At 74.5% G+C, this 19,676-nt stretch carries 16 protein-coding genes; 10 read left to right on the top strand and 6 right to left on the bottom strand.

Annotation, left to right across the window (positions count from 1 at the left end):
- The first annotated feature begins 27 nt into the window (after nt 1-27).
- The 5 genes from ACZCLJ_RS09755 to ACZCLJ_RS09735 all read left to right on the top strand — a co-directional run bounded on the left by ACZCLJ_RS09755 (nt 28) and on the right by ACZCLJ_RS09735 (nt 5,907).
- Nucleotides 28-1,029 carry an ABC transporter permease gene (locus ACZCLJ_RS09755; protein WP_463106297.1) on the top strand — a complete coding sequence of 334 codons (1,002 nt, stop codon included), beginning with the start codon at nt 28-30 and terminating at the stop codon, nt 1,027-1,029.
- A gap of 89 nt (nt 1,030-1,118) precedes the next feature.
- Complete coding sequence (locus tag ACZCLJ_RS09750) at nt 1,119-2,309, top strand: substrate-binding domain-containing protein (RefSeq protein WP_251152460.1); 1,191 nt, start codon at nt 1,119-1,121, stop codon at nt 2,307-2,309.
- 9 nt (nt 2,310-2,318) lie between these two features.
- Nucleotides 2,319-3,713, top strand: a complete 1,395-nt coding sequence (locus tag ACZCLJ_RS09745) for an FAD-binding oxidoreductase (RefSeq protein ID WP_463106296.1) — start codon at nt 2,319-2,321, stop codon at nt 3,711-3,713.
- The gene (locus tag ACZCLJ_RS09740) at nt 3,713-4,534 is read left to right on the top strand and encodes a creatininase family protein (protein WP_251152458.1); all 822 of its coding nucleotides are present in this window, start codon (nt 3,713-3,715) and stop codon (nt 4,532-4,534) included. Before ACZCLJ_RS09745 ends, ACZCLJ_RS09740 begins: the two co-directional genes overlap by 1 nt.
- Nucleotides 4,531-5,907, top strand: coding sequence for an amidohydrolase family protein (locus ACZCLJ_RS09735; protein ID WP_463106295.1), 1,377 nt, complete (start codon nt 4,531-4,533; stop codon nt 5,905-5,907). Before ACZCLJ_RS09740 ends, ACZCLJ_RS09735 begins: the two co-directional genes overlap by 4 nt.
- Here ACZCLJ_RS09735 and ACZCLJ_RS09730 read toward each other — a convergent pair.
- Complete coding sequence (locus ACZCLJ_RS09730; protein ID WP_463106294.1) at nt 5,876-6,502, bottom strand: helix-turn-helix domain-containing protein; 627 nt, start codon at nt 6,500-6,502, stop codon at nt 5,876-5,878. The two genes, ACZCLJ_RS09735 and ACZCLJ_RS09730, sit on opposite strands and share 32 nt — an antisense overlap.
- A gap of 122 nt (nt 6,503-6,624) precedes the next feature.
- Between ACZCLJ_RS09730 and ACZCLJ_RS09725 the strand changes: the two genes are divergently transcribed.
- The 3 genes from ACZCLJ_RS09725 to ACZCLJ_RS09715 are packed head-to-tail and all read left to right on the top strand — an operon-like array spanning nt 6,625 to nt 10,147.
- The gene (locus tag ACZCLJ_RS09725) at nt 6,625-7,176 is read left to right on the top strand and encodes a flavin reductase family protein (RefSeq protein ID WP_251152455.1); all 552 of its coding nucleotides are present in this window, start codon (nt 6,625-6,627) and stop codon (nt 7,174-7,176) included.
- Nucleotides 7,177-7,205: 29 nt separating this feature from the next.
- Nucleotides 7,206-8,705: an FAD-binding oxidoreductase gene (locus ACZCLJ_RS09720; protein WP_463106293.1), complete on the top strand. Its 1,500-nt coding sequence runs from the start codon at nt 7,206-7,208 to the stop codon at nt 8,703-8,705.
- A complete protein-coding gene (locus ACZCLJ_RS09715; RefSeq protein WP_463106292.1) occupies nt 8,702-10,147 on the top strand; it encodes an amidohydrolase family protein in 1,446 nt (481 codons plus the stop codon). Before ACZCLJ_RS09720 ends, ACZCLJ_RS09715 begins: the two co-directional genes overlap by 4 nt.
- A gap of 41 nt (nt 10,148-10,188) precedes the next feature.
- On the opposite strand, the gene ACZCLJ_RS09710 is transcribed toward ACZCLJ_RS09715, so the two are convergent.
- Together ACZCLJ_RS09710 and ACZCLJ_RS09705 are read right to left on the bottom strand one after the other, a co-directional pair.
- Nucleotides 10,189-10,860: a GntR family transcriptional regulator gene (locus ACZCLJ_RS09710; RefSeq protein WP_463106291.1), complete on the bottom strand. Its 672-nt coding sequence runs from the start codon at nt 10,858-10,860 to the stop codon at nt 10,189-10,191.
- Nucleotides 10,861-10,893: 33 nt separating this feature from the next.
- Nucleotides 10,894-11,883: an isopenicillin N synthase family dioxygenase gene (locus tag ACZCLJ_RS09705; RefSeq protein ID WP_463106290.1), complete on the bottom strand. Its 990-nt coding sequence runs from the start codon at nt 11,881-11,883 to the stop codon at nt 10,894-10,896.
- A gap of 201 nt (nt 11,884-12,084) precedes the next feature.
- Here ACZCLJ_RS09705 and ACZCLJ_RS09700 point away from each other — a divergent pair, with 201 nt between their 5' ends.
- Together ACZCLJ_RS09700 and ACZCLJ_RS09695 are read left to right on the top strand one after the other, a co-directional pair.
- Nucleotides 12,085-13,287 (top strand): hypothetical protein, encoded by a 1,203-nt coding sequence (locus tag ACZCLJ_RS09700; protein WP_463106289.1) that lies wholly within the window; start codon nt 12,085-12,087, stop codon nt 13,285-13,287.
- Nucleotides 13,288-13,355: 68 nt separating this feature from the next.
- A complete protein-coding gene (locus tag ACZCLJ_RS09695) occupies nt 13,356-14,759 on the top strand; it encodes an MFS transporter (RefSeq protein WP_463106288.1) in 1,404 nt (467 codons plus the stop codon).
- A 99-nt stretch (nt 14,760-14,858) separates the two neighbouring features.
- Here the strand turns inward: ACZCLJ_RS09695 and ACZCLJ_RS09690 are convergent, their stop codons facing one another.
- The 3 genes from ACZCLJ_RS09690 to acs form a co-directional block, all read right to left on the bottom strand.
- Complete coding sequence (locus ACZCLJ_RS09690) at nt 14,859-15,809, bottom strand: pentapeptide repeat-containing protein (RefSeq protein WP_463106287.1); 951 nt, start codon at nt 15,807-15,809, stop codon at nt 14,859-14,861.
- Between the two features lie 162 nt (nt 15,810-15,971).
- Nucleotides 15,972-17,399 carry a cellulase family glycosylhydrolase gene (locus ACZCLJ_RS09685; RefSeq protein ID WP_463106286.1) on the bottom strand — a complete coding sequence of 476 codons (1,428 nt, stop codon included), beginning with the start codon at nt 17,397-17,399 and terminating at the stop codon, nt 15,972-15,974.
- A 217-nt stretch (nt 17,400-17,616) separates the two neighbouring features.
- Complete coding sequence (gene acs, locus ACZCLJ_RS09680) at nt 17,617-19,647, bottom strand: acetate--CoA ligase (protein WP_463106285.1); 2,031 nt, start codon at nt 19,645-19,647, stop codon at nt 17,617-17,619.
- Nucleotides 19,648-19,676: the final 29 nt, after the last annotated feature.

Raw genomic sequence — 19,676 nt, 5'->3', positions numbered from 1 at the left:
ACCGAGACCGGACCGCAGGAGGCCACCATGTCCACCTCACAGCCCACGTCCGAGCACGTCCGCACGAGCGGCCACGCCGCACCGTCCCCTGTGCCCGCGGGCACGCCGTCGCCCGCTCCACCGTCCGCCACCGTCCCCGCCACCACGCCCGCCACCACGCCCGCCGACGAGCCGGCCGGCGGGCCGACGGCGGGCCCGGCGGCACGGACGTCCGCGCGGGGCGGGGACCGCGGACGGGGGCGCGCGTCGGCCGCGCTCGCCAAGGTCGGCCCGGTGCTCGCGGCGCTCGGGGGGATCGTCGCCGTCTGGTACCTCGTCAGCTACGTCGTGCTGAGCGCGGAACGCCAGTTCCTCCTGCCGCCGGTGCACGAGGTGCTCGTGAACACGCTCGGGAACCCGAACGTCATGGGCCCCATGCTCGACGCGCTGTGGCAGACGGTCGGCGTCGCGCTGTGCGGCCTGGCGATCGCCGTGGTCCTCGGGATCGGGTACGCGGTCGTCATGGTGCAGTCCGGGTGGGCGGAGAAGATCCTCTACCCGTACGCCGTCATCCTGCAGACCATCCCGATCCTCGCGCTCACGCCGCTCATCGGGATCTGGATGGGGTACGGGTTCAGCGCGCGCATCGTCGTCTGCGTGATCATCGCGCTGTTCCCGATGATCTCGAACACCCTGTTCGGGCTCCAGTCCGCCAGCGCCGCCGCGCACGACCTCTTCACGCTCAACAGGGCGACGCGCGCCCAGCGGCTCTTCAAGCTCCAGTTCCCCGCCGCCCTGCCCTCGATCTTCACGGGCCTGCGCAACGCCGCCGGTCTGAGCGTCATCGGCGCAATCGTCGGCGACTTCTTCTTCCAGCAGGGATCGCCCGGGATCGGCGGACTCCTGCGCACCTACACGCTGCGGCTGAACATGGACGCCCTGTTCATGGCGATCATCCTCACCGCGCTCTTCGGCGTCGTCGTGTTCTCCGTCTTCGCCGCGCTGGACCGGGCCGTCATCGGCCGCTGGTACGGCACGGCCGGGCGCTGACCGGCCCCGTCGCCTCGGCCCGTCTCGCCCCGCACCACCCCTCGCCCGCCGCGTCTCCCACCGGTCCCCTCCCAGCACTGGAGCACTCGATGACCCTCTCGCGTCCCCGTCGCGCCGCGTTCACGGCGCTGTCCCTCCTCCCGCTGGTGGCCCTCGCCGCATGCAGCAGCGGCGAAGCCGGCGGCGACCCCGCCGCCGGGAACGAGCTCGACGTCGAAGCCGCCGAGGCCGGCGGACCGCTCGACCTGTCCGACGTGTGCCCCGCGACCGTCGTCATGCAGCAGGACTGGCAGCCCGAGTCCGAGCACGGCGCGATGTACGCGCTCGTCGGGGCGGACTACACCGTGGACACCGACACCAAGTCGGTCACCGGGTCGCTCGTCGCGCAGGGCGTCGACACGGGCGTGGACGTCGAGGTGCGGCCGGGCGGGCCGAACGTCAACTTCCAGCCCGTGCCGTCCCTGATGTACCTCGACGACTCGATCATGCTGGGCGCGGTCACGACCGACGCGCAGATCACGGCTCTCGCCGACAACCCTGTGGTCGCCGTCGCGTCGCAGCTCACGACCAGCCCGCAGATCGTCATGTGGGACCCCGAGAGCCACGACGGCGCCACCACGATCGAGGAGGCGGCCGCCGGCGGCGACCCGCTCGTGTCGTCCGGCGACGTGTTCCCGCGCCTGCTCGAGTCGCAGGGCATCATCACCGAGTCCCAGATCGACCTGAGCTACGAGGGCACGCCGCAGCGGTTCGTCTCCGACCCGAGCATCATGCAGCAGGGCTTCGCGACGGCCGAGCCGTACATCTACGAGAACGAGATCCCGCAGTGGGCGAAGCCGGTCGGCTACCAGCTGCTCGCCGACGTGGGCTACTCGGTCTACCCCGAGGCGCTCACGGTGCGCGCGGACACGCTGGAGGAGAACGCCGACTGCCTCGCGAAGCTCGTCCCGATCATGCAGCAGTCGCAGATCGACTACCTCGAGGACCCCGCCGCGGCGAACGAGCTGATCGTGGACCTCGTCGAGCAGTACCAGACCGGGTGGACCTACTCGCTCGGGGTCGCGGACTTCTCCGTCCAGGCGCAGAAGGACCTCGGCCTCGTGACGGACGACCCGGCGTCGGGCGTGTTCGGCCAGATCGACCCGGAGCGCATGAGCGAGATCGTCGGCACGTTCGGCCCGATCCTCGTCGACGCGGGTCAGATCGCGTCCGCGGACATCGACCCCGAGACCCTGTACACGAACGAGTTCATCGACGACTCCGTCTCGATGGGCAGCTGAGGAGCGCAGATGACGAGCACGACGAGCACCCCCGCGGGAGCTTCCGCGGGCCGCGCCCAGGACACCGTCGCGGCCCGGTCCGCGCTCGCCGCGGCGCAGGTCGCGGAGCTGCTCGGCCCGGAGGCCGTGTCCACCGACGCCGAGCTGCTCCTCAAGACCTCCTCCGACTGGTCGCGCATGTCCCCGGTCCTGCAGGAGAAGGTGCCCGCGGGGCGGTTCATGCCGGACGCCGTCGTGCGCCCGCGCACGGCGGACGAGGTCGCCCAGGTCCTGCGGGTCGCGTACGAGCACGACGTGCCGGTGACCCCGCGCGGGGCGGGCACCGGCAACTACGGGCAGGCGACGCCGTTCGACGGCGGGTTCGTCCTCGACCTGCGCGGCCTGGACACGATCCGGGTGAACGACTCGGGCTCGGTCACCGCCGGCGCGGGGGCGAAGATCACCGCGATCGACGTGGCCGCACGGGCTGCGGGCCGCGACATCTGGATCTACCCGTCCACCAAAGGGTCGACGATCGGCGGGTTCGTCGGCGGCGGCTCCGCCGGGACGGGGACGATCGAGCACGGGTCGACGACCGACGGGTTCGTGCTGTCGCTGACCGTCGCCCCCATGGACGGCAGCGGGACGACCTTCACGGTCAGCGGTCCCGACGTCGCGCCCTACGTCCACGTGTACGGCGTGACGGGTGTCGTCGTCGAGGTCGAGGTCGCCACGGACCCGGCGCGCGACTGGGTCGCGATCTACGCGGCGTTCGACGACTGGGCCTCGATGACGAGCGTGCACCGCGCGCTGCTCGACCTGCCGGTCCTGCCGCGTCTCGCGTCGGCCGACCCGCCCGCACTGGTCCCGAGCCTGCCGGCGTCGGTCCCGCTCGACCCGGACCGGTTCAGCCTGCGCGTGATCGCGGAGGCGTCGACCGTGACCGACGTCGAGGCCGCGGTCGTCGCCGCAGGTGGCGCCGTCGTCGCGAGCCTCGCGGACTACGCGGAGACCGACAAGCTCTCCTCGATGTCCTACAACCACCCGGTCTACTTCCTGCAGAAGGCGCACCCGGACCGCTCGTGGTTCCACATGGAGACCGGCGGGCTCGCGCACTGGGACGCCCCGGACGACGTCCGCGCGGTCTACGACGGCGACGTCCACCTCCACGTCGAGCTCATGGGCCACGCGCCCCTCGCGATGGTCGTGGCGGACTACGTGTCGGAGGAGGAGGTGCTCGCCGGGATCCCGCGCCTCGAGGCGCTCGGGCTCGGGGTGCACTCGCCGCACCAGTGGTACGTCGACCGCAACGTCGAGCTCGCGCGCGAGACCGCGCGGACGACCGACCCGAAAGGGCTGCTCAACCCGGGCAAGCTCGTCGACGACCCGCCCGCCGACACGCGCCTGAACATCGGGGTGCGCTGATGGCGCCCCGCGTGCCCCGGTTCCTCGACATGACCTGGCCCGAGGTCGCCGCGCTCCCGGCGGGCACGGTCGCCGTCCTGCCGCTGGGCGCGGTCGAGCAGCACGGGCCGCACCTGCCCGTCTCGACCGACTACGTCACCGCGAGCGAGACCGCGGCTGCCGCGGTCGAGACGGTGACGGCTTCGGGCGAGGCGTCGGTCGTGCTCCTCGACGGGCTCGCGTACACGAAGTCGGACGAGCACGCCGGGTTCCCCGGGACGGTCTGGCTGTCCTGGGACACGCTCATGCGGGTGCTGGTCGACGTCGGGCGCTCGCTCGCGGCGTCGGGCATCGAGCGCCTCGTGCTCGTGAACGGCCACGGCGGGAACTCGGCCCTGGCCCAGGTGGCGAACCGCGAGCTGCGACGCCGGTTCGGGCTGCGGACGTTCCTCGCGCACGTCGCGACGCCGCGCGACCAGGGCGGCGCGCCTGCCCACGGCGACGAGCACGGTCTGGGCGTGCACGGCGGCCACGGCGAGACGTCGCTCATGCTGCACCTGCGCCCCGAGCTCGTGCACCTGGAGCTCGCCGTGCGCCGCGTGCCCGAGGAGATGCTCGCCTACGAGCAGATCGGGTTCGGCAAGGCCGTCTCGTTCGGGTGGCTGTCCAGCGACTTCGGCCCCGACGGCCACGTGGGCGACCCGACGGGCGCGAGCGCGGAGGCCGGCAAGGAGATGTTCGAGCACGCCGTGGGTCAGCTCGCGCGCACGCTCGTCGAGGCGTCCCGCTTCACGACCCCCGCCGACGGCGCGGCCGGGCTCGTCGCGCGCGACCGGGCATGAGCCTCGTCGTCACCGGCGCGCTCGCCGTACGGACCGGCCCGGGCGGTCCGGGCAGGGCGGGACCCGAGCCGGGCGGGGACGTCGTGGTCGACGCCGCCGGGCGGGTGGTCGCGGTCGGGCCCGACGCCGCGCGCGATGTCGGGCACGCCGGCGCCGGTGCGGCCGGGCCGGACGGGGCGCGCCTCGACGCGACGGGGTGCGTGGTCACGCCCGGGCTCGTCAACGCCCACCACCACCTGCTGCAGACGGCGTTCCGGACACTTCCCGGCACGCGCGGGGTGCCGATGCGCGACTGGCTGCCCGCGATGTCCGCGGCGTACGAGCGCGCGCACGTGGACGCCGAGCTCGTCGGCGCGGCGGCGCGAGCCGGGCTCGCCGAGGCGCTCCTGTGCGGGGTCACGACCGTCGCGGACCACCACCTGACGTGGCCCGCGCACGTCGACGTCGCGGGGTCCGTCGACCTCGCGCGCGCCGCGGCGGCTGCCGCGGACGAGGTCGGGGCCCGGCTCGTGCTCGTCCGCGGGACGGCCGGTGACGACGCCGAGCGGGCCGCGCTGAGCGCCGACGCGATCGCCGCCGCGCTCGTCGGCGCGAGCCCCGGCGGCGTGCGCCCGGACGGCCGCGTCCAGGTCGCCGTCGGGCCGGCGGGCGTGCACAGCGACGGTGAGACGACCTTCCGCCTGCTCGGCGAGGTCGCGGCACGCCGCGGCCTGCGCCGGCGCACGCAGGCGAACGAGCAGGTGGACGTCGCCGTCGCGCTCGAGCGCTACGGCCGGCGACCGCTCGACCTGCTCGCCGACTGGGGGTGGCTCGCGCCCGACGTCACGGTCGCGCACCTGTGCGACGTGACCGACGACGAGATCGCGCGCGTCGCGGCGTCCGGTGCGAGCGCCACGCACGCGCCCGGCTGCGACGTGCCGATGGGCTGGGGCGTCGCGCCGGTCGCGCGCCTCCTCGCGGCGGGCGTGCGCGTCGGGCTCGGCACGAGCGGCGGCGGGTCCAACGACGCGGGGCACCTGCTCGCCGACGCGCGCCTCGCGATGCAGGTGTCGGCGCTCGCGGGCCGTCAGCTCACGGCGCGGGAGGTGCTCGACGCCGCGACCGCGGGCTCGGCCGACGGGCTGGGCCGTCCCGAGCTGGGGCGGCTGAGCCCCGGCTCCGCCGCGGACCTCTGCGTGTGGGACGTCTCGGGCGTCGCCGACGCGGGCGTGGCCGACCCCGTCGCCGGGCTGCTGTGGGCGTCGCCGGGTCGCCGACCGCGGCACGTCGTGGTCGGCGGGCGCGTCGTCGTGCGCGACGGACGCCTGGTCACGGCCGACGAGCGCGAGGTCGCGCGCGTGCTCACGCGTCGCGTCGAGCGAGTCGCTGCTTGACCACGAGCAGCCGGTACGGGCCGCCGTCCGCGCTCGCCCAGCGGTGCCCGGTCCCCCGGACGTAGAACACGGAGTCTCCCGGCTCGAGCAGGTCGACGACGCCGTCGAGGTCGAGCAGCACGCGCCCCTCGACGACGTAGGCGAACTCGTCCTCGTCGTGCATCCAGTACTCGCCGGGGTCCTGAGACGTCCCCGTGTACTCGAGCGGGTCGAACGGCCGGTCGCCCGCGGGGGCGAGCGCGCGCACCGTGCCGCCCCCGGCGGTCGCGGACGCCTCGTCGGTGCGGCGCAGGACGGGCGACGCGCCCGCCGCGGGCGTCGTCGCCTCGGCGAGCAGGACCTGCTGCGTCGTGCCGAGCGTGGTCGCGACCCGGAACAGCGACGACATGCTCAGGCGCGCGCGGCCCCGCTCCACCTGGCTGAGGAACGAGTGCGACAGGTCCGTCGCCTCCGCGAGCTGGACGAGCGTGAGCCCGTGCCCGTGGCGCAGCGTGCGGATCCTCTGTCCCAGGCGTTCGACGGAGCGGTCGAGGGGGTCCGGGGACCTGCCGGCACCGTCGGGAGCGGCGGGGGCGTCGTCGCTGGTGGCGGCCATGGCTCGATGGTAGGGGAGCGCGCGGCCCTGCCGCGGGCGTCCGGCGCGGGGTCGTGCGAGCCGTAACAGACTCCGTGCGCCGGTGTGACGCGAGCGAAACATCGGAGGCCCACGATGGGCGCATGTTGATGACATCAACATCGCGCCCCGAGGCCGTCGTCGACGGCTTCCGCGACGCGATGGCCGGGCTGGCGAGCGGGGTGTGCGTGGTGACGACGACGGCCGGTGGCGAACCCGCCGGGCTGACGACCACCGCGGTGATGAGCGTGAGCCTCGACCCACCGCTCGTCGCGGTCGGTGTGGGGCGGACCAGCCGTACCCTGCAGACCCTGCGGGACGCGCACGCGTTCGTGCTGCACGTCCTGCACCACGACCGCGAACGCACCGCCTCGGTGTTCGCCTCCAAGGCGGCGGACAAGTTCGCGGGGCTCGACGTGCGGCCCGGGCGGCACGGCATCCCCGTGCTCGCCGCCGACGCGCGCTACGCGCTCGAGTGCGACACGTGGCAGGAGATCGACGCCGGCGACCACGTGCTGCTGCTGGGGCAGGTCGCCGAGGTTCACCGCGGCACCACCGGGCGGACGGACGGGGCCGGCCCCGTCGACCCTGCGAGCGCGCTCGTGCACTTCGACCGCGCGTTCCACCGCCTCCTCCTGCCCGGGGCGCCCGCGTGACCGGACCTGTCGTGCCTGCCGTGCCTGCCGTGACGGACCCTCCGACGGTCGTGCCGTCCGACGCCGGCTACGAGGCGGCGCGTCGTGGGCTGGCGGTCTCCGGCGTCGTCCCCGCGGACCGGCCGGCGCTCGTGGTGCGGGCGCGCGGCATCGACGACGTCGTGGCCGCGCTCGGCCGTGCGCGTGCACGCGGGACCGGCGTCACCGTCCGGTCGGGCGGTCACGGCACGGCCTTCACCGCGCTGCGCGACGGGGCCCTCGCCCTCGACGTCTCCCGGCTCGACGGCGTCGTGCTCGACGCGGCGTCGGGCACCGCCGACGTCGGGCCGGGGGCCACCTCGCTCGCGCTCGCCGACGCGCTCGACGGGACCGGGTTCGCGTTCCCCGTCGGGCACAAGGCGGGCGTCGGGCTCGGGGGCTTCCTGCTCGCCGGCGGCAACGGCTGGAACCAGGGGGAGTGGGGGAGCGCGTGCGAGTCGGTCGTCGGCGCGCAGGTCGTGCTCGCCGACGGGCGCGTCGTGGAGGTCGACGCGCAGCACGACCCCGAGGCCTTCGCCGTGCTCCGCGGCGCGGGCCCTGCGTTCCCGGGCGTCGTGACGCGCTTCCGGCTGCGCCTGTGGCCCGAGCCCGTGGTCCGACGCCGCACGGTCCACCTGCGGCCTCGCGGCGCCGGTGACCACGGCCGGGCCGGGCTCACGGACGTCGGCGCCTGGGCCGACGCGCTCGCGCGCGTCGTCGCGCCGCAGGTCGAGCTCACGCTCGTGCTCGTCCCGGTGGCGGGCGGGACCCCGGCCGTCGTCGCGAACCTCACCGCGTTCGGTCGCGACGCCGCGCACGCCGACACCCTGCTCGCGCCCCTCGACGGCCCGCTGCCCGCGGCGGCGACCGCCGTCGTGCGCAGCGCGACGAGCATCGCCGGCCTCCTGCGCGCCGACACGGTGCCGGAGAGGCCGGTCGGGCAGGTCGGGCCGGTCGGGCCGGCCCGACCGGGCTGCGTGGCCCAGCAGGCCTGGACGACCGCCGGGTACGCCGAGGTCCTCCCGCGCCTGGCGACGGGGCTCGGCCAGGCGCCGTCGGGCACGTCGAGCGTGCTGGTCAGCTCGGCGTCGTACCGCCGCTCCGTCCTGTCGGGCCCGCCCGCGCCGTCGCCCCCGCTGCACCGACCGCTCGGCACGCTCACCGTCGCGGCGTACGCCGTGTGGGAGCCGGGCGTCGACGACGAGGCGAACCTCGCGTGGCCGAGCCGCGCCCTCGCGCCGCTCGCCGACCTCACGACCGGCCACTACGTCGGTGAGACCGACCTGCGCCGCACCCCGGAGCGGCTCGCCCGCTGCTGGACCGACGGAGGGGTGCAGCGGGTCCGAGCGCTGCGCGGCCGCCTCGACCCCCACGGGCTCTTCGTCCCGCCCCCCGGTCTCGTCCCGCCCCCCGGTCTCGACGCGGTGGCCGAGCCGTCGAACGCGCCGGCACCCCACCCGGTCGACCTGATCCCGGCCGACCACGTCCAGGACGGAGTCCTCCACCCATGACCAGCACCCCCGCGCCCGCCCTGACCGTCGTCGACGCGCTCGTCCTGCCCGGCGCCGACGACGGCGCCGAGTGGTACTTCGGCTGGCTCCAGGTGGGCACCGACGGGCGCATCACCGGGACCGGCCCCGGCGAGCCGCCGCCCGGGTGGGAGACGGCGCCCGTGCTCGACGCGCAGGGCGCGATCGTCGCGCCCGGCTTCGTGTCCGCGCACTCGCACCTGTTCACGTCCGGTCTGCGCGGCATCGCGCCCGACGCCACGCTCTACCCGTGGGTGCGCTCCATGATGGAGCTCTTCCGCCACACCGACGCCGAGGACATGTACTGGGCGACGCTGCACGGCTCGATGGACTTCCTCGCCAACGGCGTGACGAGCGCGTACAACTTCATGCAGTCCGGCGTCACGTGGCTCTACGACCCCGCGACCGCCCGCAACGTCCTCGGCCGCGTCCACCCCGACGAGTACACGACCCGTCAGATGGACGGCACCGTCGACGCCGGGCTGCGTGCCGTCCACGCCATCCGGCTCGACGACGAGGCCGGCCCCGAGGACCAGGTGCTCACGCGGTTCGCCCGCATGGTCGACGCCGCGCGCGCCCCCGAGCGCGCGGGCCGCGACCAGCGTCTCGGTGTGTCCGTCATGGGTGCGGTGCAGTGGGCGAGCGCGCCGCGGACCGCCGAGCTCGAGGTGCACGTCATGCGCGAGCACGGCCTCACCGACCAGGCGCACTTCGTCGAGACCGCCGAGGGCCTCGACGTGCAGCGCGCGAAGTTCGCGTGGTACGAGCAGGCCGGTGCGCTGGGTCCGGACCTGCTGCTCGGGCACTTCGTGCACCCCACCGACGAGATGGTCGAGCGGGTGGCCGCCGCCGGCAGCCCCGTCGTCTGGCAGCCGACCTCGAACGGCCGGCTGGGCTCGGGCCACGCCGACGTCGTGCGGTACCGCCGCGCCGGGATCCAGGTCGGCGTGGGTCTCGACGACCAGTCGTGCACCGACATCTCCGACCCGTGGGCCAACATGCGCCAAGGGCTGTACGCCCAGCGCGCGCTGCACCAGGACGCCGGTGTGATGTCCGCGCGCGACGTCCTGCGCCTGCACACGCTCGGGTCGGCCGAGGTCCTGGGCGTCGCCGACCGCGTCGGCAGCCTCGAGGTCGGCAAGCACGCCGACTTCGTGCTCGTCGACCACCGCTCGCCGAGCACGGGACCCGTGTGGGACGTCGTCGCGACCTACGTGCTCGCGTGCGGGCTGCGCAACCTGCGGGCGACCTACGTGGGCGGGCGGTGCGTCGCGCGGGACGGCCGCGCGACGACGCCCCTCGCCGGGCGGGCCGACGCCGAGCTCGCCGAGCGCATCGAGCGCGCCGCCCACGCGGACGGGCGTCGGCTCGCGGTGAGTGCGGAGGAGCTCGTCTCCTCCGGTGCGCGGCGCCGGTCCCCGTAGCCACCCGGCGCTCCGGTGCGGGGCCGACGCCCGCCGCCGCGTCAGGACGCGGGGTCGGGGGCGGCGCGCCAGCGGCGCATGCGGACGCCGATCGCGGCGACGTGGGCGCTCGCGGCGGTGCGGGCGCCGTCGGCGTCGCCCGCCGCGACGGCCTCGACGATGCGGCGGTGCTCGACGACGGCGTGCGCGCGGTTGGTCCGCTCGGCCCACATGCCCGAGGTGTACAGGTGCGCCTGGGCGTCGAGGCGACGCAGGGCGTCGACGAGGGGGCGGTTGCCGGAGAGCTCGCGGACGAGGGAGTGGAGCTCGACGTCGAGCCGGGCGTCGCGCAAGGGGTCGGCCGGCTCGTCGAGGAGCGCGGCCTGACGGTCGACGAGGCCGCCGAGTTCGCCCACCTCGGCGGACGACGCGCGGCGCGCCGCCTCCTGGGCGGCGAGACCGTCGAGCACCTCGCGGACCGCGAGGACGTCGCGCACCGCGTCCTCGTCGAGCCGCAGGACGCGCGAGCCGGCGTGCGGGACGTGCACCGCGAGGCCCTCGTGGATGAGGCGCTGGACCGACTCGCGGACGGGGCTGCGGCTGACGTCGAGGCTCGCGGCGAGGGCGGGGACGCTCAGCGGTGCGCCGGGCGGCAGCTCGCCCTCGAAGATCTTGTCGACGAGCGAGCGGTACACGGACTCGGCGAGGAGGGCGCCGGTCTCGGCGGTGGTCATGCGGCACTGTAACCGAGGCCGGCGCCCTGCATCTCAGCCCTTGCGGTAGTTCGCGCGCACCCGCTCCTGCAGGTAGTCGTGCGCGGTGATCGGCGGGTAGGTGCCGAGCGGCGTCTCGATGAGGACGTCGCGGTTCGCCTGCGCGAAGAACGGGATGGAGAAGCGCGACCCCGTGTAGTCACCCTCACCGGGGAGCTTCACGCGGTGGAAGTTGGAGAGCAGGCGGTCGTCGCTCCAGCGCATGAGCATGTCGCCGATGTTGCACGTGATCGCGTCGTCCGACGGCGTGACGGGCGTCCACTCCTGCGCGTCGGCGTCGCGGCCGGGGCACACCTGCAGCCCGCCCTGGCCGTCGCGCTGGAACAGCAGCGTGAGGCAGTCGAAGTCGGTGTGCGCGCCCGCGCGCCAGACGCCGGGGCGGCCCTTCTGCTCCTCGGGGACGGGCAGGTAGTGGATGAGCCGCAGGGTCGACTGGTACTCGGCGGACTCCGGGTCGTGCGCGCGGGCGAAGAAGTCGCGGTCGAACCCGAGCTTCTCGGCGAAGCAGGACAGGACGCGCATGGCGAGGTCCCAGCACTGCGCCTCGAACCCGAGCACGAAGTCCTGGAAGCCCGCGAGCTCGGTGTCGTCCGGCCACAGGCCCTCCATGCGGGGGCGCGTGACCTGGAAGGACTCCTTCTGGTCCGGCGTGCCCACCGACGGGCGGGTCTGCGAGAGCTTCTCCCAGCCGGCGTTCGTCCCCGACGCGAGCGGGTAGCGGGCCTTGGTGTCGTCGGGCAGCGAGAAGAACCGTGCGGACTCGGCGAACACGCGATCCACCTGGTCCTGCGGGATGCCGTGGTTCACGAGCTGGAAGAAGCCGATCTCCGTCGCGGCGGTCCACAGCTCCTCGGTGATCTCGGCGCGCCGCGACTCGAAGTCGGACAGGTCGATGCGCGGGATGGTGCGGTCGGCGTTCTCGGTGCCGACGCCGCCCATCCTCGACTCCTTCTGCAGCTCGGCGAGTGCGTAGGTGTCGGTCATGGTGACTCCCTCTGGAGGTCCGGTCCCTGGCGGTGTCGCTGGACGGTGATGCCATGTAATCCAGCACGGCCTAGTGCCGTCAAGGGGCATCGCGGTATGCGATCGAGGTTTTACAGTCCCGAAACCAGATGGAGATTGCATGTCATCGTTCGGGCGCCAGAGTGAGCGTCGTCACGCCCCCGTCAGAGAGCGAGCGCCACCATGGTCACGCCCCGCACCGCCCGCACCGTTCCCCCACGTCGTTCCCGCACGCGCCTCGGCACGCTGCCGGTCGCCGTCGTCGGTCTCCTCGTCCTGTCCGCGTGCGGCGACGCCACCGAGCCGGGCTCCGCGGCCGACGCGTCCGGGACGGCCGCCGCGTCCGGCGACGGCGTCCTCGCCGGGACGTGCCCGGACGAGGTCGTCGTCCAGCTCCAGTGGCAGCCGCAGTCCGACCAGGGCGGCGTGTTCGGGCTGCTCGGCGACGGGTGGACGGTCGACGCCGAGCAGCACTCGGTCACCGGCCCGCTCGTCTCCGGCGTCGAGGACACCGGCGTGGCGCTCACGCTGCGCGCCGGCGGTCCGGCGATCGGCTTCCAGTCCGTGCCGTCGCAGATGTACGTCGACGACGCGATCACCGTGGGGCTCGTGCACGGCGACCAGCTCGTCGCGGCGGCGGCCGAGGCGCCCGTCGTCGGGGTCGCGCCGCTGCTCAAGCACAGCCCGGCGATCCTCATGTGGGACCCCGAGTCCCACCCGGAGCTCACCGGCATCGAGGACGTGCAGGCCTCGGGCGCCCCGGTGGTCGTCTCCGCGGACCAGATCTACCCCGCGTGGATGGTCGCGCACGACCTCCTCGACGCCGACCAGGTCGACACGAGCTACGACGGCAACCCTGCACGGTTCGTGGGCGACCCGACCGTCGTCCAGCAGGGCTTCGGCAACTCGGAGCCGTACACCTACGAGCACGAGACCCCGGCGTGGGCGAAGCCCGTCGGGTTCGCCTACGTCAAGGACGCCGGGTACGACGTGTACGCGTCCAACGTGTCCGTCCGCGCGGACCGGCTCGACGAGCTCGCGCCGTGCCTCGAGCTGCTCGTGCCGATGATCCAGCAGGCCAACGCCGACTACGCCGCCTCGCCGGACGCGGTGAACGAGATCATCGTGGGCGTCGTCGAGCAGGACGGCTCCTACTCGCCGTACTCCGCGGGCGAGGCTGCGTACAGCGCGGAGACGCTCGTCGACGAGGGTCTGCTCGCTCCGGAGGACGACGGGTCCGTCAGCACGTACGACATGGCGCGGGTCGACGCGTTCGTCGCGGACCTCGTCGAGGTGCTCGCCGGCGAGGGGAGCGACCTGGGCGACGTCGCGGCCGAGGACCTCTTCACGGACCGTTTCACCGACCACGACGTGACGGCGGGCTGACGACCGAGGTCGCCCGGCGGCCCGGGCCGGTGCTCGCTCCCGGGCCGCCCGGCACCTAGTGTCGCCACGTGACGACGAGCCCCGACATCGCCCGCACCCAGCGCCGGACGGTCGCGACCCTCGCCGCGAGCCAAGTGCTCGCCGGCGTCGGCGTCGCGACGGGCATCGCGGTGAGCTCGCTCATCGCGTCCGAGCTGTCCGGGTCCGACGCCGTGGCGGGCCTCACGCAGACCGCGGCCGTCGTGGGCGCGGCGGCCGTGGCGCTGCCTCTCGCGCGCCTCGCCGCGCGGCACGGCCGACGGCGCTCGCTCACCAGCGGCTTCGCGCTCGCGGCGGTCGGGGCCCTCGGGGCCGCGGTCGCGACCTGGCTCGGGTCGTGGCCTGCGCTCGTCGTCGCGATGGTCCTGTTCGGCGCGGGCTCCGCGGCGGGCCTCGCGTCGCGGTTCGCGGCGACCGACCTCGCGACGCCGGAGCGCCGGGCGACGGACCTGTCGGTCGTGGTGTGGGCGACGACGATCGGCTCGGTCCTCGGGCCGACGCTCGGCGGTCTCGCCGACCGTGTCGGCTCCGGCGCCGCCACGACCTCGGACCACGCGGGCCACGCCGCCGCCGAGGTGGCGGGCGACGCCGGGCCGACCGCCGCGCCCTATCTCCTCGCGACCGTCGCGTTCGTCGCCGCGGCGCTCGTCGTGTGGGTGTGGCTGCGCCCGGACCCGCTGCACGTCGCCGCCGCGGCCCGTGCGCCGTCGGGCACGGTGCCGCCGACCGTGCCGCCGACCGTGCCGCTGGCCGTGCCGGCAGCAGCGCCCGCGCCCGGGACGGCAGCAGGACCGGCGACGGGACGAGCCGCGGGCGGGATCCGGGCCGGGTGGGACGTGGTGCGGTCGTCGGGAGCGGCCCGGCTCGCGCTCGGAGCGGTGGTCGTGAGCCACCTCGTGATGGTCGGGCTCATGTCGATGACGCCCGTGCACATGAACCACGGCGGGGCGACGCTCCAGGTCGTCGGGCTCGTCATCAGCGCCCACATCGCCGGGATGTACGCGCTCAGCCCGGTGATCGGGTGGCTCGCGGACCGTGTCGGCCACGCGCGCGTCCTGGTGGTCGGCGGCGTGGTGCTGCTCGCGGCGGCCGTCGTCGTGGCGGGGGCGCCGAGCGACGACTCGGCGCGGCTGACCGTCGGGCTCGTGCTGCTGGGGATCGGGTGGTCGTGCGGTCTCGTCGCCGGATCGGCGCTGCTGGTGGACGCGACGCCCGCGTCGTCGCGCACGGCCGTGCAGGGCGTCTCCGACCTCTCGATGAACGCCGGGGGCGCCCTCGGCGGGCTCCTCGCGGGCGGGGTGATCGCGCTGTGGTCGTACTCGGCGCTCGCCTGGGGCGCGGCGGCGATCCTCGTGGCGTTCCTCGTCGTCGCCGCACCCGCCGCGCTCAGGCTCGGCAGGGTGGAGCGGACCGGTGACGCGGGGCGTCGCTGAGGCGCGACCCTTCGGCAGGACGTGCGGTGGTGGGCGCCCGGTGCTCGCCGTCGTCGGCTCGCGCTGCCGATCCGTGCACCAGGTACCGGACGGTCGCGCTCAGGTCCAGTGCGACGGGCGGTCGAGCACGGCCGGGAGCCGGGTCGCGGGGTCGCCCTGCGCCGCGCCGACCTGGGCCGGGAGCACGAAGAGCGAGCGGGAGAGGTCGGCGCCACGGACGTCCGCGCCCCGCAGGTCCGCGCCCAGCAGGTCGACGGCGGCAAGGTCCGCCTCCCGCAGGTCGGCGCCGAGCAGCAGGGCGCCCCGCAGGTCGGCACCGGTGAGGTCGAGGCCTCGGAGCTGCGCGCCGACGAGGTCCGCTCCCGGTCGCAGCCGACGGCGCACGGTCGCCGCGGGACGTGACGTGCTCGGTGCGGCATGGGTGCCGGTGCCGGTGCCGGAAGGACGAGTCCGCGTGGCGGAGGGACGTTCGCGGGTGGCGGCAGGACGACGACCGGCGGCAGCACCACGCACCAGCGCGCTCGCCCGGTCGATCACCGGGCCGACCCGACGGCGTACCGCGCCGACGTCGAGCGCGAGCAGGTCTGCGGGGGTGAGGTCCGCGAGTGGCGAGGTCTCGTCGAGGGCCGTGCGGACGTCGTCGTGCACAGGGGTGGCGTCGGGGTGGGCGAGGACCTCGCTGAGGTACCAGAGGAGCTCGTGGACCTGGGTCACGACGGGGAGCGCGGCGAACGCGTCGCGCGCGGCCGCAGGGTCGTCGCGCCACGTCGCCCCGCCGTGCGCGGCGCGGACGACCGCCGTGACGCGCTGGCCCGCGCCGAGGCAGTCGTACGCCGTGCAGCCGGGGAACCCGGACGACCGGAGCCGGGCGTGGATGGCGCACCCGAAGTCCTCGCGGAGGTTGGGGCACGGCTCGCCGGCGGGCTTGTCGATCGCGAAGTCCGCCGAGCGCGTGAGCGTCAGCGCGACGCAGCACAGGCCCGTGCAGCGCGAGCAGTCGGTGCGCAGGTCGAGCTGCTCGAGCAGGAGGGCGCGGTCGGAGAGGGCCACCTCGTGAGGGTAGTCCGCGACGCCGTCGACCTCTGCGGGTCTCCCCGGTCGCTCGGCGCGAATGCCGACGGCATCTGCGCCGCCCAGCACGCCGAACCCCGGGTCGTGCGCCTCAGCCGACGCTGATCGGCGCACCACCCGGGGCTCGGCAGGTCGAGCGCGTCAGCCCGAGGTGCAGGCGACCTCGGGGGCCGTGCTCGGCGCCGTACCCGTGCCGATGAACCCGGCCGTGGCCGAGCCGCCCGCGGCGAGCGAGCCGTTCCACGCGGCGTTCGTCACCTGGACGCCGGCGGCGGTGGTGGTGTGCACGCCGCCCCAGAGCTGGGCCACGGTCACGCCGGCCGGGAGGGCGAACGTCGCGGTCCAGTCGCCGATCGCCTCGTCGCCGGCCGTCACGACGAGCTCGCCCTGCCAGCCGCCCGGCCACGAGCCCGCGACCCGCACCGTCGCGGTGCACACGTCGTCGGCCGGCGGGTCGGTCGGGTCGGTCGGATCCGTCGGGTCGGTCGGATCGGTAGGGCCGTCGAACCAGGACGCCTCGACCGCCGTCTCCCGGAGGCCGTGCGGCCCGTCGATGATGCGTGTCCCCCACGCGCTCGGGGTCGCCGGGTCGAAGCCGAGGACCATGTCGAGGTACGGGTCGGTGTTGCCGCTCCAGGACCACGCGAGCCAGCCGAGGTCGAGCCGCGCGGCCTCGGCGAGGACGACGTCCTCGTCCACGTCGGACGACGTCTGCCTCCAGCCGAACTCGCCGACCATGATCGGCAGCCCGGCGTCCACGAAGTGCTCGAGGTAGCTCGTGACCGTCGCAGGGTCCGCGTACACGCCGTACATGTGGATGGAGAAGACCGTGTTGGCGTCCGGGTCGGCCGCGAACACGCCGGCCGCCTCCGCGCGCATGATGTTCGTCCAGTCCTGCCCCCAGTTCGGGGCGTCGACCACGATCGCGTGCTCGTACCCGATGGTGCGCAGGCGCTGGATCGCGTCGGACGTCTCCGGGGCCCACCGCTGGTTCACGGTCGCGTCGTTGCCGAACGGCTCGTTGCCGATGTTGACCATGACGAAGTCCTCGGTCCCGGCGAGCGTCGGGTACAGGTCCTCCCAGTAGTCGACGGCCTGGTCGAGCGTCCCGGCTGCCGGCGCGTACTGGTCGCCGTAGCCCGTCGTGTCGTGCACCTCGAGGATGCAGACGAGGCGGTTCTCCTCGCACAGGTCGACGACGTTCGCGACGTCCTCCGGGGTGTTGCGCGTCCACTGGTCGCCGCTGGACAGCACGACGCGCACCGAGTTCGCGCCCGCGGCCTTGATGTCGGCGAACGAGTCGGTCGTGTGCGTGTACCAGGTGTGCGCGTGGTTCACGCCGCGCAGCACGAGGTCCGTGCCGTCGGCCTCGGCGATCCGGCCGTCGACCACGTGGATGCCGGGCGGCACGTCGGCCTCCGCGGCGGCGGCGGACCGCGCCGTCGCGGTCGCCACGGCCGCGGTCGTCGCGAGCAGAGCGGCGGTGGTCAGGGCCGCCACGACCGGGGCGAGCCGACCTGACCCCGGCGGGCGGGGGGCGGCGTCTGGCAGGGGAGCGGAGCGGCTCATCGGACGTCCTCGTCTCTGTCGGCGACGCACGCCCGGGTCGGCGTGCCCCGACATCGTGGGCCGACCGACCGGCGTCGGGCGCGGACTGAACCGATTAGGCGAGACCGGGACCCGTGGGACCACGCGGTGAGCACGACACCCACCCGCTGCCGAGCACGACCTGAGGGTCGCCATCCAGCGGATGACGACCCTCGTGTCGTGCTCGGCGCGAGGCCGGTCAGTCCTCCGACGACTGCGGCTTCTGCAGACCCGTCGTGATGAGGTCCATGACGGAGGAGTCCGCGAGCGTCGTGGCGTCACCGACGGCCCGGTTCTCCGCGACGTCGCGCAGGAGGCGCCGCATGATCTTGCCCGAGCGCGTCTTCGGCAGCTCGGCGACGACGAGGATCCTCTTGGGCTTGGCGATCGGGCCGATCTCCTTGGCCACGTGGTTGCGCAGCTCGGCCTGCACCGCCGCGGCTCCCTCCTCGTCGGCGGCCCGCTCCGCGTGCTCGCCGCGCAGGATGACGAACGCGACGACGGCCTGGCCGGTCAGGTCGTCGGACGCGCCCACGACGGCGGCCTCGGCGACGAGGTCGTTCGACACGAGCGCCGACTCGATCTCCGTGGTCGACAGGCGGTGGCCGGAGACGTTCATGACGTCGTCGACGCGGCCGAGGAGCCAGATGTCGCCGTCCTCGTCCTTCTTCGCGCCGTCACCGGCGAAGTAGATGCCGGGGAACCGCGACCAGTAGGTGTCCTTGAAGCGCTCGAGGTCGCCCCAGATGCCGCGCAGCATCGACGGCCACGGCTCGGAGACGACGAGGTACCCGCCGCCACCGTTCGGGACCTCGTGCGCCTCGTCGTCGACGACGGTCGCGGAGATCCCGGGCAGGGGCACCTGCGCGGAGCCGGGCTTCGCGGCCGTGACGCCGGGGAGCGGCGAGATCATGATCGCGCCGGTCTCGGTCTGCCACCACGTGTCGACGATGGGGGTGCGGTCGCCGCCGATCACGCGGCGGTACCACATCCACGCCTCGGGGTTGATGGGCTCGCCGACCGACCCGAGCACGCGCAGGGACGAGAGGTCGAACTTCGCGGGGATCTCCGCGCCCCACTTCATGCACGCGCGGATCGCGGTGGGCGCGGTGTAGAGGATCGACACGCCGTACTTCTCGACGAGCTCCCACCAGCGGCCCTGGTGCGGGGTGTCGGGCGTGCCCTCGTAGATGACCTGGGTCGCGCCGTTGAGCAGCGGCCCGTAGACGACGTACGAGTGGCCGGTGACCCAGCCGACGTCGGCGGTGCACCAGTAGACGTCGGTCTCGGGCTTGAGGTCGAAGACGTTCTTGTGCGTGAACGCCGTCTGCGTGAGGTACCCGCCGGTCGTGTGGAGGATGCCCTTGGGCTTCCCCGTGGTGCCGGACGTGTAGAGGATGAACAGCGGGTGCTCGGCCCCGACCCACACGGGCTCGTGCGTCGTGTCGGCGGACTCGAGCGCGTCGTGCCACCAGACGTCGCGGCCCTCGGTCCACGCGGTGTCCTGGCCGGTGCGGCGCACGACCAGCACGTGCTGCACGGTCGTGGCGGGAGCGCCCTCCTTGGGAGCGAGCGCGTCGTCGACCGCCGGCTTGAGCGCCGACGCGGACCCGCGGCGGTAGCCGCCGTCGGCCGTGACGACGAGCGTCGCCTCGGCGTCGGCGATGCGGCTGCGCAGCGCGTCGGCGGAGAACCCGCCGAACACGACGGAGTGCGGGGCTCCGATGCGCGCGCACGCGAGCATCGCGACGACGGCCTCGACGATCATCGGCAGGTAGATGACGACCCTGTCGCCGGTCGTCACGCCGAGCGCCGCGAGCGCGTTGGCTGCGCGCGACACCTCGCGCTGGAGCTCGGCGTACGTGATCGTGCGCGTGTCGCCCGGCTCGCCCTCGAAGTGGAGCGCGACGCGGTCGCCCAGGCCGGCCTCGACGTGGCGGTCGACCGCGTTGTACGCGGCGTTGAGCGTGCCGTCGGCGAACCACCGCGCGACGGGGGCCTGGGACCAGTCGAGGGTCTCGGTGAACGGGGTGCGCCACGCGACGAGGTCTCTCGCCTGCTCCGCCCAGAACGCGAGCCGGTCGGCAGCGGCCTCCTCGTAGATCCCGGGCTGCGCGTTCGCCTGCGCGGCGAGCTCAGGGCTCGGCGCGAAGCTCCGGGTCTCGTGGAGAAGGTTCTCCAGGCTGGGTGTGGCGGCCGCTGCTGCGGCGTCGGACTCGTTCTCTGGCACGCTGACCTCCGGTGCGCATCGACTCTGGT

This window comes from Cellulosimicrobium sp. So1_17 (genome assembly GCF_055181235.1).
Note: the sequence above shows the minus strand (reverse complement) of the source record. Positions and strands in the feature narration are given on the sequence as shown.

Bases quoted from the DNA above. Each gene is read 5' to 3' on its own strand.
- ACZCLJ_RS09755 (WP_463106297.1), top strand. From the start codon at position 28: ATGTCCACCTCACAGCCCACGTCCGAGCACGTCCGCACGAGCGGCCAC.
- ACZCLJ_RS09750 (WP_251152460.1), top strand. From the start codon at position 1,119: ATGACCCTCTCGCGTCCCCGTCGCGCCGCGTTCACGGCGCTGTCCCTC.
- ACZCLJ_RS09745 (WP_463106296.1), top strand. From the start codon at position 2,319: ATGACGAGCACGACGAGCACCCCCGCGGGAGCTTCCGCGGGCCGCGCC.
- ACZCLJ_RS09740 (WP_251152458.1), top strand. From the start codon at position 3,713: ATGGCGCCCCGCGTGCCCCGGTTCCTCGACATGACCTGGCCCGAGGTC.
- ACZCLJ_RS09735 (WP_463106295.1), top strand. From the start codon at position 4,531: ATGAGCCTCGTCGTCACCGGCGCGCTCGCCGTACGGACCGGCCCGGGC.
- ACZCLJ_RS09730 (WP_463106294.1), bottom strand. From the start codon at position 6,502: ATGGCCGCCACCAGCGACGACGCCCCCGCCGCTCCCGACGGTGCCGGC.
- ACZCLJ_RS09725 (WP_251152455.1), top strand. From the start codon at position 6,625: ATGTTGATGACATCAACATCGCGCCCCGAGGCCGTCGTCGACGGCTTC.
- ACZCLJ_RS09715 (WP_463106292.1), top strand. From the start codon at position 8,702: ATGACCAGCACCCCCGCGCCCGCCCTGACCGTCGTCGACGCGCTCGTC.
- ACZCLJ_RS09710 (WP_463106291.1), bottom strand. From the start codon at position 10,860: ATGACCACCGCCGAGACCGGCGCCCTCCTCGCCGAGTCCGTGTACCGC.
- ACZCLJ_RS09705 (WP_463106290.1), bottom strand. From the start codon at position 11,883: ATGACCGACACCTACGCACTCGCCGAGCTGCAGAAGGAGTCGAGGATG.
- ACZCLJ_RS09700 (WP_463106289.1), top strand. From the start codon at position 12,085: ATGGTCACGCCCCGCACCGCCCGCACCGTTCCCCCACGTCGTTCCCGC.
- ACZCLJ_RS09685 (WP_463106286.1), bottom strand. From the start codon at position 17,399: ATGAGCCGCTCCGCTCCCCTGCCAGACGCCGCCCCCCGCCCGCCGGGG.